10 protein-coding genes and 1 pseudogene are annotated in these 13,166 nt (G+C 39.5%); 4 read left to right on the forward strand and 7 right to left on the reverse strand.

Annotated elements, in window-relative coordinates; all coding sequences use genetic code 11:
- Genes H6G28_RS21670 through H6G28_RS21680 form a run of 3 tightly spaced genes read left to right on the forward strand, consistent with a single transcriptional unit; the run spans window position 1 to window position 5,590 of the window.
- Complete coding sequence (locus H6G28_RS21670; RefSeq protein ID WP_190674020.1) at window positions 1-570, forward strand: heme NO-binding domain-containing protein; 570 nt, start codon at window positions 1-3, stop codon at window positions 568-570.
- A complete protein-coding gene (locus H6G28_RS21675) occupies window positions 560-4,471 on the forward strand; it encodes a response regulator (RefSeq protein WP_190674023.1) in 3,912 nt (1,303 codons plus the stop codon). Before H6G28_RS21670 ends, H6G28_RS21675 begins: the two co-directional genes overlap by 11 nt.
- Before the next feature lie 21 nt (window positions 4,472-4,492).
- Window positions 4,493-5,590: a PP2C family protein-serine/threonine phosphatase gene (locus H6G28_RS21680; RefSeq protein ID WP_190674026.1), complete on the forward strand. Its 1,098-nt coding sequence runs from the start codon at window positions 4,493-4,495 to the stop codon at window positions 5,588-5,590.
- Between the two features lie 170 nt (window positions 5,591-5,760).
- On the opposite strand, the pseudogene H6G28_RS21685 reads toward H6G28_RS21680, so the two are convergent.
- Window positions 5,761-6,294: pseudogene (locus H6G28_RS21685) on the reverse strand (sugar transferase); the annotation flags it as partial.
- Window positions 6,295-6,306: 12 nt separating this feature from the next.
- The gene (locus H6G28_RS21690) at window positions 6,307-7,560 is read right to left on the reverse strand and encodes a tetratricopeptide repeat protein (RefSeq protein WP_190674029.1); all 1,254 of its coding nucleotides are present in this window, start codon (window positions 7,558-7,560) and stop codon (window positions 6,307-6,309) included.
- Window positions 7,561-8,014: 454 nt separating this feature from the next.
- Between H6G28_RS21690 and H6G28_RS21695 the strand changes: the two genes are divergently transcribed.
- The gene (locus tag H6G28_RS21695) at window positions 8,015-8,572 is read left to right on the forward strand and encodes an HdeD family acid-resistance protein (protein ID WP_190674031.1); all 558 of its coding nucleotides are present in this window, start codon (window positions 8,015-8,017) and stop codon (window positions 8,570-8,572) included.
- Window positions 8,573-8,791: 219 nt separating this feature from the next.
- Here the strand turns inward: H6G28_RS21695 and H6G28_RS21700 are convergent, their stop codons facing one another.
- From H6G28_RS21700 to H6G28_RS21720, 5 genes are all read right to left on the reverse strand, one after another.
- The gene (locus H6G28_RS21700; RefSeq protein ID WP_313949963.1) at window positions 8,792-9,613 is read right to left on the reverse strand and encodes a hypothetical protein; all 822 of its coding nucleotides are present in this window, start codon (window positions 9,611-9,613) and stop codon (window positions 8,792-8,794) included.
- A gap of 480 nt (window positions 9,614-10,093) precedes the next feature.
- On the reverse strand, window positions 10,094-10,570 hold the full coding sequence (locus H6G28_RS21705; RefSeq protein ID WP_190674034.1) for a DUF2382 domain-containing protein: 477 nt from the start codon (window positions 10,568-10,570) through the stop codon (window positions 10,094-10,096).
- Between the two features lie 111 nt (window positions 10,571-10,681).
- Window positions 10,682-11,584, reverse strand: a complete 903-nt coding sequence (locus H6G28_RS21710; RefSeq protein WP_190674037.1) for a DUF2382 domain-containing protein — start codon at window positions 11,582-11,584, stop codon at window positions 10,682-10,684.
- A 226-nt stretch (window positions 11,585-11,810) separates the two neighbouring features.
- Window positions 11,811-12,653 (reverse strand): DUF2382 domain-containing protein, encoded by an 843-nt coding sequence (locus tag H6G28_RS21715; RefSeq protein ID WP_190674039.1) that lies wholly within the window; start codon window positions 12,651-12,653, stop codon window positions 11,811-11,813.
- A 246-nt stretch (window positions 12,654-12,899) separates the two neighbouring features.
- On the reverse strand, window positions 12,900-13,166 hold a 267-nt coding region (locus H6G28_RS21720; protein WP_190674042.1), incomplete at its 5' end, for a transposase.

Raw genomic sequence — 13,166 nt, forward strand, 5'->3', positions numbered from 1 at the left:
ATGTACGGGCTAGTGAACAAAGCAATTCAAGATATGATTTGTGAGTGCCACGGAGAGGATATTTGGGAAACTATTAAATACACGGCAGGACTGGAAGATATTGACTTTTTTATTGGTATGGATGGTTATTCTGACGATGTTACCTATAGTTTGGTTGAAGCGGCTTGTGAGGTGTTGAGTATGCCTGCACAGGAAATTTTGATAGCTTTTGGAGAATATTGGGTTAACTATACTGCCAAAGAAGGCTATGGGGAACTTTTAGATAGTGCTGGAAGTTCCTTACCTCAGTTTATCGAGAATTTGGATAATCTCCATGCGAGGGTAGGTTTAAGTTTTTCTCAACTTAGTCCCCCATCTTTTGAGTGTGAACACACCAGTGAACAATCTATGAATCTCCACTACCAATCTACTCGGCAAGGATTAGCACCGATGGTGATTGGTTTACTGCATGGATTAGGAAAACGTTTTCATACGGATATAGATATTACCCAAATAAGTTTTCGTGAACAAGGAGATGCTCACGATACCTTTGCTATTAAATACACAGATACGCAATCTGATGACAAATAATGAGGCGATCGCGTTAAGGCAATTCAGTTTTAGTGCTGACCAATTTGCAGCATTGTTTCCCTTCCATCTGGTAATTAATCAAGAAATGCAGATTATCCAGGTGGGTGAGGTACTTCAGAGGATTCTCGAACCGATGACCATCCTCAATAGCTCCCTAGAAGCACATTTCCGCATCAAGCGCCCCAACTGTGCAGTTAGTTTTGAGGCCATTTGCCAACAAACGCGATCGCTGTTTCTTTTGCAATCTCTCCACAAAGATATGCAACTCAAGGGACAGATAGTATGTGTGGAGGAAAACAATCATCTAGTATTTCTTGGTTCTCCCTGGATTACAGATATTACCGCCCTCAAACAACTAGAACTGAGTATTGATGATTTTCCTTTATACGACTCAGTTTCAGATTATCTATTTCTCTTACAAGCCAAAAATTCTGCTCTCACAGATGCCAAAAAACTGACCACGAAACTCACAGAACAACGAGCTGAATTAAGAGCCACAGCTTCACGATTAACAACACTAATTGAAAGTCTGCAAATTGGTGTTTTGTTAGAAGACGAAAACCGCCACGTTGTTGTGACAAATCAAGAATTCTGCGATCTATTTGGTATTTCCCTGCCTCCAGAAGCTTTACAAGGCATGGATTGTCGCCAAGCATCCGAAATGAGCAAACAGCTGTTTGTGGAGCCAGAAAAATTTATCCAGCGTGTACATGAGTTCCTAAATCAAAGAGAGATAGTTGTCAATCAAGAATGGCAACTCCAGGATGGGCGAATTTTTGAACAAGACTATGTACCCATTATTGTTGATGACAAATTTTATGGTCACTTGTGGAAATATCGTGACATTACCCTGAGAAAACAATCAGAAAATGCCCTGAAATTAAGTGAAGAACGGTTAACATTGGCGCTAGATGCTGTAGAAGAAGGTCTTTGGGACTGGAATTTAGCTACTGGAGAAGTTTATCGTAGCTCACGCTGGTACACAATGCTGGGTTATCATCCAGATGAGCTAGAAGACAATATTAAAATTGCCAATGGGTTAATCCATCCAGAAGACCGGTTTTTGATGCGACAACGGCTGATAGCTCACCTCAAAGGTCATACGCCTTTTTATGAGGCAGAAGCACGCTTTCTCACTAAATCAGGAAAATGGAAATGGATTTTAGATCGGGGTAAGTTAGTAAATCGAGATTTCCAAGGGAAATTTCTGAGAATGGTGGGAACCCATTTAGATATTACTGAACGCAAAAAGGCAGAAGAAGAGCTACAGCAGCAATACCAACGCGCTCTTTTGCTCAAGCAAATTACGGAAGAAATTCGCCAATCCTTACAATTAGAAAAAATTCTCCAGACAACAGTGACGGAAGTGCAGCGTATTTTGCAAGCCGATCGCGTTTTAATCTTCCAAATGAATCCTGATGGTTCGGGTAAAGTTGTACAAGAGGCAGTAATTTCAGGTTGGTCAGCCACTTTGGATCAGGATATTTACGATCCTTGTTTTTACAAATACCTAGATTTGTATCGTCAGGGAAGGATTAGCGTCATTTCTAATATAGAGCAAGCAGCATTACAACCTTGCCATGTAACATTTTTACAGAGGTTTCAGGTAAAAGCCAATCTGGTTGTCCCAATTTTGGTGCGGGAAGATTTGTGGGGATTATTAATTGCCCATCAGTGCGCTCACCCTAGACAATGGACTGAGTTAGAACTGGATCTCCTCAAACACCTAGCCGATCAAATGGGTATTGCCCTCACCCAAGCACAATTGCTGGCGCAAGAAACTCACCAAGCCAATCTGTTAGCACAGCAAAACAAAGAACTTAGTGTTGCCAAGCAAGCAGCTGAGGCTGCAAATTTGGCCAAGAGTAATTTTCTCGCCACTATGAGTCATGAAATTCGCACTCCCATGAATGCGATCATCGGTATGACGGGATTACTTTTGGATACTCCCCTGAAGCCTGAGCAAATCGATTATGTAGAAACTATCCGTAACAGTGGAGATGCCTTATTAACGATTATCAATGACATCCTCGACTTTTCTAAGATAGAGTCTGGAAATTTAGAGTTGGAAGAACAACCTTTTGACTTGCAAGTTTGCGTGGAGGAAGCCTTAGATTTACTGGCTCCCCAAGCAGCCTTGAAAGGTATCGAATTGATGTACCAATTCCAACCCCATACACCGACTTTAATTATTGGTGATATTACCCGCTTACGCCAAATTCTCTGGAATTTAGTCAGCAATGCAGTGAAATTCACCACAGTTGGAGAAGTCGTTATCACAATCACCGTGCAGCAACAAGTTCACCAGCCAGAAACCACAATTGGAGATCATGTATATTATGAATTTCTGTTTGCGGTGAGTGATACAGGTATAGGAATTGCCAGCGATCGCTTAGATCGACTATTTAAGCCCTTTAGTCAGATAGATGCTTCCATGAATCGGCGTTATGGTGGCACAGGTTTAGGTTTAGCAATTAGCAAGCGCCTGAGCGAGATTATGGGGGGCAGAATGTGGGTAGAAAGTGAAATTGGTCAAGGTTCTACTTTCAATTTCACCCTCACATTACAAGTTGATCCTTCGGCGATTGATGGTTCTTGCAGTATTTATCCAGAGCTTGTTGGTAAGCGATTACTACTGGCAGCAGATAACGTCAATTTACAGAAATGTTTAACCTGGCAACTTCAGAGCTTGGGAGTCCATGTCCAAGCAATAGAATTAAAGGCTGTTCCCCTGTGTTTAATCAAGCAACAACCAGCCTTTGACCTAGCTATATTGGATATCGATAGCCCCCAGCTGAATATTCAGGAACTGACAGATCAAATTCGAGCTATACCCAAACAAAAAAATCTACCTTTGGTGATGTTGAGTTTTAAAGGTAAGCAAACCTTAGAGGTCAAGCAGGTAGCAACTGAGTTTACGGCCTTTTTGCATAAGCCTGTGCGACAGTACCAGTTACACAATACCCTCTTACAAATTGTCCGTGGGAGTTGGTCTACTCAAAGAATTGATGCTCAAGTTACCATTCCTTCTTACTCCCGCTTACCTACACCACATCTACCCAGAATTAATGACAACTTAGGGCAAAATTTGCCACTGAAGATTCTTTTGGTAGAAGATGTGTTGGTGAATCAAAAAATTGCGCTCAAAATGCTGCATCGGTTGGGTTTTCGGGCTGATGTGGCAAATAATGGACGTGAAGCCCTGGAAGCTTTGCAACGGCAATTCTATGATGTTGTGTTTATGGACATCCAAATGCCGGAAATGGATGGCTGGGAAACTACTATCCGCATTCGTCAGGAATTCTCTCCTCATACTCAACCCTGGATAATTGCGATGACTGCCCATGCCCGTTTAGAAGATCGTCAAGAGTGCTTAAGAGTTGGGATGAATGATTACGTCAGTAAGCCCATTCGTTTAGAGGCGCTGGAAGATGTGCTGAAAAAGTATGATATTCAGCAATATCAAGATGCAGCCCCCTCTGAGCCAATAGATGTACCTGAATCTGCAATAGCCTCCATCACGCCAGAATCTGACGTAGCAGCAGTAATTGACTTAAGTTTTCTGCAAGAGCTAAAAAACATGGCTGGTAGTGATGGTGAGAATTTAGTCGCTGAACTGATCCAAGTCTACTTAGAAGATACTCCAATGAGAATCCAAATAATTCAAGAGGCTATGAAAGTGGGAGACAGAATAAAGTTGCAAAAAGCGGCTCATGCTTTGCGATCGCCTAGTGTGAGTATTGGTGCTGTGAACCTGGGCGATATCTGTGAAACTTTAGAAAATTCTGCCCTAGATCAATCATTAGAGCAAATTTCTGTTCTGGTTCAGCAGTTAGAAAGGGAATATAAAAAGGTCGTTACGACTTTACAAAATCTTTCCACCTGTGACACTCACTCATAAATATACTAATCTCTCTAAAGTATGGCTGAAATATCTAATTCTCCCGTAAAAATTTTAGTAATTGATGATGATCGCCTGATCCAACTAGTTTTAAAACAAGCTCTCCAAGCTCAGGGATATGAAGTAATTCTGGCATCTAGTGGAATACAAGGATTAGAACAAGCTCATAAACACTATCCGGCGCTGATCATTTCAGATTGGCAAATGGATGAAATGGATGGCTTAGAACTGTGCCGCAAAATTAAATCGGAACCATCGTTATCATCAACTTTCTTTATTTTGCTCACTTCCCGCAAGGCTGTAGAAGACCGCGTTGAAGGTTTAGATACAGGTGCAGATGATTTCTTGAGTAAACCCATTGATGTGAATGAGCTAAAAGCAAGGGTTAGAGCGGGATTAAGACTATATCAAACAAATCAAGAACTCCAGAAATTAGCTCAAGATTTACAATTGCAAAAACAGCTTTTAGAAACAGAATTAAATGAAGCTGCTGATTATGTCAAGTCTATTCTTCCCAAACCACTATCAGGATTAATTAGTATTAATTCTCGGTTTTTTCCCTGCCGTCAATTAGGCGGCGATTGTTTTGATTATTATTGGTTAGATGAGGATAATTTAGCAATATATTTACTTGATGTTTCTGGTCATGGATTGGCTGCGGCTCTGCCTTCAATTTCTATACATAATTTGTTGCGATCGCAATCTCTACCTCAAACTAATCTCTATAATCCATCTGAAGTTTTTCACAGCTTAAATAAAGTGTTTCAGATGGATAAACAAAATAACCAGTACTTCACTATCTGGTATGGGGTTTTTAACCGAATTTCTTCTCAGCTAACTTATGCTAGTGCAGGCCATCCACCCGCTTTATTATTTTCGCCTACAACTGATTCTGATTTACAAGTACAACAATTAATTACCCCCAACTTGCCTATTGGAATATATGCCGAAAATCAATACTATAATGCTATATGTGATATTCAACTTAGCAGTAAATTGTATGTTTTTAGTGATGGACTTTACGAATTTGAAAAGCCTGATGGCAAAATGTGGAATTTACCCAGCTTTATTGATTTAATGACTGGATGCAATCAGCAAGCAATTATGAATAACAACTAAATATGTCTGTGTTAAAAACTGTCGTTATAACAAGGCAGAAGGCAGATGAGAAAAGGTTTTTAGGCAAGTTTATTGTTTGTTACATACTTCGGTTTATTGGCATCTTTCTATTTACTTAAAAATTTATTTTCTTTTTGAGTAACAGACAGTTTTTATCTCCTACTTCACGATTATAACTTTAATGTGAAATCGTAGAGTAAACTCAAATTCTGTTGATAACGCAAATCTAGTTCAATTACATCCTCAAAGTTACGGATTTTTGAACAACCATTAACTTGCCATTCACCGCTAATTCCCGGTCTCACATCCAATCTTTGCCAATTGCTCACTTCATATTTTTCTAACTCATCGGGCGTTGGTGGACGAGTTCCAATCAAGCTCATATCGCCGATAAGAACATTCCAAAATTGGGGAAATTCATCTAAACTGGTTTTGCGAAGAAAGCGCCCAACACGGGTAATTCGTGGGTCATGATCATTTTTGAAAAAAGCACCAGAAGCTTGGTTAGGAACGCTGGTTTTGAGTACCTCCGCATTTGTCACCATTGAGCGAAACTTCCAGATCCGAAATTTTTGACCCATCCAGCCACAGCGAATTTGACTAAACAGGATTGGCCCCGGACTATCAAGTTTAATAGCGATCGCCATCGGGACAAAAAGTAAGGCTGTCACACCCAAGCCAATGAGCGCCCCGCCAAGATTAATAGCTGTAACCTATCACCTAGCCACCACTGCATAAACCTGACTTTGTTTTTCACTATGCCAAACTGCATCTCGATATACTTGCTCAAATAAGGCTCTTTGAGCATGGCTACCACCTATCCGATGCAGTTTTGGTAGTACGATTTTTAATTCAGATTTAGCTTTGGCATAGTCTCCTTTAGCATGAGCAATCATACCTCTAGCTGCTGGAATTGTGACTTCTAACCAATTCTGACGCAAGTATGGATTGATGGTTTGAGTATGTTTTTGCATACTCAAATACATCTCGTCTACCCAGTCAAATTGTCTAGCTTTGGCTAAGGCATAAATGTAGTGCAAGTCTTGAAAGGGTAAAGCATGTTCATTAATTCGAGGAAACAGATAGGTGCTGATATCTTGCCAACGACTACCAACATCAACACCGCGCAACTCTAGTCTGAGCAATAATGCGATCGCTCCTACCTGATCCTTGGGAGATTCTTTTCTGGCTCGACCCCACACATAAGCATCATATAGGGCTAATACTTGTTGGATGTCGCCTCGTTCTAAATAATAAAGCGCCACATGCCACCAATTATGGGTGTACAACATAGAGTTGCAGTTTTCCCAGGTATCTGCCAGACTTTCCATCCAAGCAATACCTTCATCTACTCTGCCTTGAGTTTCCATAACGTGGGCAACTGCATGATGCGCCCAAGGGTCACGGCGATTGATACCTGTGGCTTTTCGCCCCATTGCTTCGGCTTGTTCTAGTTGATGGCATTGTTCTAAACCAAAGGCCACCATACCGTATAGATAATGGTTGTCTGGATTGGCGCTGAGAACGTTTTGAGCTATTTTGAGTAATCTTTCTTGATCCCCTAAATAGAAGTAGTGATATTGTCCTTGCTGCACCGAAATTAAATCACGCGGATAATTTGCTGCTATTTTTTCGTGTAAGGCGATCGCTTGATCAACTGCTCCCATTGCCCAAGCTGCGATCGCCTGGATATACAATCGTTCTCGTTTGGTGATCCCAAATAACAGCCCTTGCGCCGCTTGTAAATAAGGTCTTGCTTGTTTCCACGCCTGAGCATTTTCTTGCGTCAGATAATAAGCTGCTGTATAGGCATAAAGCATTGCACAACCTGGATCTGCTTTCACACCTTCCAGAATCACAGTTTCAATATCTTTGCCATAACTGAGGGATTGATCTATAAATTGGTTGATAGCTGCGATCGCTGCTGGTGAGTCTGTCGTAACTTCAAGGCCTTGCGCGTCTTTTAACATTGTTTATTCCTGGCTGTATGGTGAGCAAAGAAAGTCAAACAATTTTTGATTTTAAATTTGGCTTTGAGATTGATTTCACAGATAAATCTAGTGGTTTCTACCATTCAGAAACCATTGGTAATAGGCTGTTCAATTAGTAAACATCACTAACTCGATAGATTTACCGTATTTATTTTCCGAGTATGTCACAACTGCCGTAAAAACTGCAAGGCCATATTGAAAGTTTTTGCACAGCCCTTATGTAACAGGACTTACGCACAAAGATTATCTGTGGAGATTGGGTGAAAGGGTTTGGGGTGTAAGGATTTTGAATAAGTACACCCCTACACCCTCATCCAACAATATTCATCCATCTCGCACCATACAGCATTAGTCAGATGGAAGAAGAGCCAGAAATTTCCATCATTGATTTAAATGACCAAGCCCTTCTGGTAGGGAAAAGCTTTGAAAGACTATGAGAATAGGAACCCGGTTAGCAAAACACTGGTGGACACTCGCATTGCGGGGAACACTCGCCATCATATTTGGTTTAGCAGCATTATTTTGGCCAGGAATTACCTTAACAGCCTTGGTATTTTTGTTTGCGGCCTTTGCGCTAGGTGGTGGAATATTATTAGCGATCGCTGGATTTAAAGACCATCTCGGTAACATCCACGGCTGGTTATTGGTAATTGAAGGTGCAATTGGAATTGCAGTGGGAGTTATGGCATTTATTTGGCCGGGAATTACAGCATTAGTTTTGCTTTATTTCATAGCGGCTTGGGCAATTATCACAGGTATATTTGAGATTATTGCAGCCAACCATTTACGCCAAGAAATTGACGATGAATGGTTGCTCATCGCTGCGGGGATTGCATCTCTGGTTTTTGGCGTGCTACTGATTATCTGGCCGATTGCAGGAGCGTTAGTAATTTTATGGATGACGGCTGCTTATGCGATTATGTTTGGTGTTCTGATGTTGCTTTTGGCGTTCAGACTACGCAAGTGGGGTGAAGAACGCCGTTTACTTTGAAGATGTTAATACCAAGTTGCAATCAAAGACAGGACTTACGCACCAAAATTGTCTGTGGGGATTGGGTGTGGGGGTGTAAGGGTTTTGAATACTTACACCCTCACACCCCTGCACCCTGTTCTAAAACCTTATTTTTTCGTTTTTTTGCGTAAGTCCTAAAAGATAGTAATTTGGGCTGGGAGTAGGAATAATATTTCTGAACGCAACTTAGTATAAGGACTAATTCGTAACTATCAATACAGGTTGATTTCGATATTTTGCTACCAATTGCTTCCGTAAATTTGAATCCCAAGTTAGGTTATAGTCTCGCTCTAATTCGGCAATTACTAACGGACGTAATACACCAGAAACAGTTACTTGTTCTCCTTGCTTCACTCTTGGTTGTGGCTTGGTGTGGAGTATGAGTAAATCTTCTCCACCAAATAATTTGTCTTCATCTAAGGTATATGCGATCGCACTACTAATATTTTCAACTTCACCAGTTACAGTGAGTTTTTTACCATAATAGGCGCTGGGGTTGGCAGTCAGTTCACCGGGGTTAGGAGATAAAGCTAGTGATTTGGCAACAATTACGGGTTGATCATCATAATCGCTGTAATATTCAGACTGCAAATCTAATTTATAATCTTGATTGATTTTTGCTAAATCAAATCTGCGAACTTGTCCAGTAATTTGCAGGGGTATATCATTTGTACTGGGCAATGTAAAAGGCTTGCCTGTGGCATTAATCACTAAAATATTTTGACTATCAAATAGCTCTTTATCATTAACTGTAAAGCTTGTAGGGCCAATTAATCTAATCGGTTGCGTTCTAATTGTGACAGTTTTACCGATGAGTTCATCTGTTTTATCTGTTACTTCTGCAATTTCGTTGTCTACTACTTCTCGACTAACTTGGTTACGTTGTTGCTGGGGTGTGGCTGGAGTGATGGCCTGTGGTTCGTTATAATTGCAAGCCGGGAGGAATATTGCCATTAATGTAAGCGCGATCGCACCTTTAGCCTGTTTCCAGTGAGTATAAATATTACTTGTATAATTCACAATTAAATATCTCCTTTTTTAAATAGCAAAATTTGATTTAACACCAAATTTTACAGCTAGTTAAACTTAGCAATAAAATAAAATCACGAATTGATTTATATACTGAGATTATATTTTCATCATTGTTTTTTCTTCTATCTTTTGAGCAGTTTTTGTCCTCTAACGTGAGATATAGAAAATAAGAATATGGTTTGCTCCAAACATCTATCTTGTCTCTAGTATCCCTGAATGATGAAATATTTTTGAATTGTCAGTATCTAATGTTGCATTTTATTTCTCTATAAAAAATTTAATTGACAATAAACCCTATCTTTGGGAAGATGTAAAGCTAAATCTGCAAAGATAGATTTTAGTCATTTACTGTTTCACACTCAGTAAGCTCCTCAAGGAAATTCTTGGGAGCTTTATTAATGGCTAATAAAATATATAAAAAAGTAGGCTGAGAAATTCTCAACCTACTATTAATCATCTGCTAGAAACTTATGAAAGAGATTGAGGCTGTTGACCTTTGGAGCAACGGTCAAACCACTCTTGATATTTTTGTTTGTGTGATTCATTGTCACATAAAATAGAGATTCGCACACGTTGACAGCCGTGATTTTTTTCGAGAGCGATCGCATTTAAAATTAAACTAGCAATTTTGGGTGAGCTAAACTCTCCATTCACCGTCAAATCACCAACAAAATTACCAACTGCACCATCTTCAATTGCAGTTAAAGTAATTTCCGAAATTTCCTCTAATGCTAAATCTATTTCTGCTAGTTGCTTATATTGTGGGCTAACTTGTTCCACAATTAATTTTTCCCGCCGGACGGGTACTTGTACTATCCTCGTTTCAATTTCTTTGCGAACAATTACTTCGCCAACTTTATGTATATTAGTATCAACTACTAAATGTTCTTCTAGTAAACGCACAATTTTTCCTTCAGAAAATTCTGCTAAATTAGCTTGTTCCATACTAAATATTCTCTAATACAACTTGTGAAAGTTGTTTGGTCATTAGTCATTTGTATTGACTAAGGATAAAGCACAAATGACTAATGACAAAACTGAACACACCTCAACTAATTAGCGTTCTTCAATTGGGAGTCCAGGAGCATTGACATCTAACTCTTCCCGACGTATTGTTTCTTGAGCATCAACGGTATCTTGCTCTACCACTTTTCGGACTCGAACTTCTTCACGGACAAATGCTTCTTTGCGAATGTCAGCAGTTTCTTCGTGAATTTCTACACGCGCAAATTCGCCTTCACGAAAGTCAGCTTCTCCAGGCGCAACAACTCTACCAGCATCATCTGGGGTAATGCGTTCAATGACAACATGCTCTTTTTCCACTGGTACGGAAACTCTAGCAGTTTCAGTTTCGATATGTTTGCCAACAGCAACTTCACCTGTTTTTTGTCTTCTCTTATTAGCAACTAGCCGTTCTTCATATAATCTCAAGGTTTGATGGTCTTGTTCATTTAATCCAAATAAAGAAGGCTCTTGCTCGTAATTATAGGTATCGCGGGTGAAAGTTGGTGTGGTTGGTGTTGCTGGAGTAGCTGTAAAACCTGTATCTAATGTTGCAGTAGTATCTAGAGGTGTGGCTGTATCTACAGGGGTGGTACTATATTGGGGATTACGATAAACACCACGTACTCGTTCTTCATAATCGTAATCAACTTGGCGTTCGTCAAATTCTGGTAAGTCTTCTGCTTGCTCTCTGGTCATACCCACAGCATAAACGCGATCGCGCCCATAATCAATGCGGCTACGACCTACCGGCAATAATACTTTTTTACCAAAAATCCAGAAACCTAAGTCAACAACTAAATAGCGAAAATGTCCTTCATCATCAACTAAAACATCATTGACTGTACCAATCTTTTCATCATTTCCTTCCGTATATACGCCTAAACCTTTAATATCATTACCTTCCAGAGTATCACGATAGTCTGGATCAAATTCATTTAATTTGTAAAGAGACATTATATTTTCCCTCTGAACTCTTATATCAACTTTCAATTCTTAAGGTAAAAATTTATTCTCTTCTATACATCTTTCTCTCGAATGAAGTACCTTAATTTAAAATTATCGAAAGGGAGATATTTTTCCGCCTCATACTATTTCAATTTATGGATAATACAAATAGAGACATAGAGGCTAAAGAACAAGGTCAAAAGCCCCTACATTTTTTTGAATTTTGTGCTTTTAACTAAATAGTTCCTTGACTATCTTTTGCAGCATTATCTACCTGCAACTCGCCTGTAGTATTCACATCTAACTCTTCGCGGCGAATTGTGTCTTCAGCTTCTACGGTATCTCTGTCTACTACCTTTTTAACTCGTACTTCTTCCCGAACAAAGGCTTCTTTGCGAATTTCTGGTGTTTCTTCGTAAACTTCTATACGTGCTACTTCACCCTCTTGAAATCTCACTTCATTGGGGTCAAGGACTGTTCCTGTTTCTGTGGGTGAAACTCGCTCAATTACAACACGTTCTTTTTGAACAGGTACTGTAATTCGTGCAGTTTCAGTTTCCGTATGTTTACCAACTGCAACTTCTCCGGTTTTAACGCGCTGTTTATTGGCTATGAGGCGTTCTTCATACAATCTAAGTGTTTGATGATATTGATCATTCAAATTGTATAAATTAGGTTCTGTTTGATAATTATATGTATTGCGATCGTAAATTACATTACTATTTATCTGACGAAATACACTGCGTACTCTTTCTTCATAGTCTTCATCAACTATATAGCTTTCGTGGTACTCAGGTAGCTTTTCCACTTGCTCTTTACTAAGTCCATCGACATATACCCGTTGTTCGGGATAGTTGATGCGTGAAAGACCGATTGGTAGTAATATTCTCTTACCAAGAGTATCAAAGCCTGTGTCAATCACTAAATAGCGAAAACGCCCATTTGGATCAACTAAAGCATCACTTACGGAACCAATTTTTACTCCGCCCTCAGTATAGAGTTCTAAACCTTTAACATCATCACCGCCAAATGTTTCTCGGTATTGAGGGTCAAATTCTTCGAGTTTGTAAAGAGGCATAGCTGGGAAGTTCTTGAGAAGATATATTGATATCTCTACGCTAAAAATTCTTGTGCGAGAAATCCTCTAACTGATGGCTGAATTTTTTGAGATATTTATTGTTCTTCTCTATACCCACCGCAATCATAGGATGATATTCGTCTACTGTCTATTTTGCTATAGTTAGACTCATAGCGATCGCTGGCTAAAAATTTGTGTTTCTCACCTCAAATTTGGGTATATTTTAAGCACTAAGCTCTTGTGCATTTAAATTGTGATAATAGTATCGCCTTTATTTTTGAGTTTTCGTCCCCATTTAATAATTAACGCTCCTTCATTTAAGAGTTGATGTAATAAATATTCTAGGTCTTCAATTGATTTAAATAGCCGATTAGCAATATATTCTTTTGTCGAGTGCCAGACCAATTCAATTAAATTATAATCTGGGCTATATTCCGGGAGAAACTCTAAATGAATATTCGGCATTTCTGCTTCAATTTTATTGATATACTCTTCTCTTTTGTGAAAACTTGC

It is taken from the genome of Nostoc sp. FACHB-190 (genome assembly GCF_014696905.1).
GTDB lineage: Bacteria > Cyanobacteriota > Cyanobacteriia > Cyanobacteriales > Nostocaceae > Nostoc_B.

Coding starts and splice junctions, on each gene's coding strand:
- H6G28_RS21690 (WP_190674029.1), bottom strand. CDS start 7,560: ATGTTAAAAGACGCGCAAGGCCTTGAAGTTACGACAGACTCACCAGCA.
- H6G28_RS21695 (WP_190674031.1), top strand. CDS start 8,015: ATGAGAATAGGAACCCGGTTAGCAAAACACTGGTGGACACTCGCATTG.
- H6G28_RS21680 (WP_190674026.1), top strand. CDS start 4,493: ATGGCTGAAATATCTAATTCTCCCGTAAAAATTTTAGTAATTGATGAT.
- H6G28_RS21670 (WP_190674020.1), top strand. CDS start 1: ATGTACGGGCTAGTGAACAAAGCAATTCAAGATATGATTTGTGAGTGC.
- H6G28_RS21710 (WP_190674037.1), bottom strand. CDS start 11,584: ATGTCTCTTTACAAATTAAATGAATTTGATCCAGACTATCGTGATACT.
- H6G28_RS21675 (WP_190674023.1), top strand. CDS start 560: ATGACAAATAATGAGGCGATCGCGTTAAGGCAATTCAGTTTTAGTGCT.
- H6G28_RS21715 (WP_190674039.1), bottom strand. CDS start 12,653: ATGCCTCTTTACAAACTCGAAGAATTTGACCCTCAATACCGAGAAACA.
- H6G28_RS21705 (WP_190674034.1), bottom strand. CDS start 10,570: ATGGAACAAGCTAATTTAGCAGAATTTTCTGAAGGAAAAATTGTGCGT.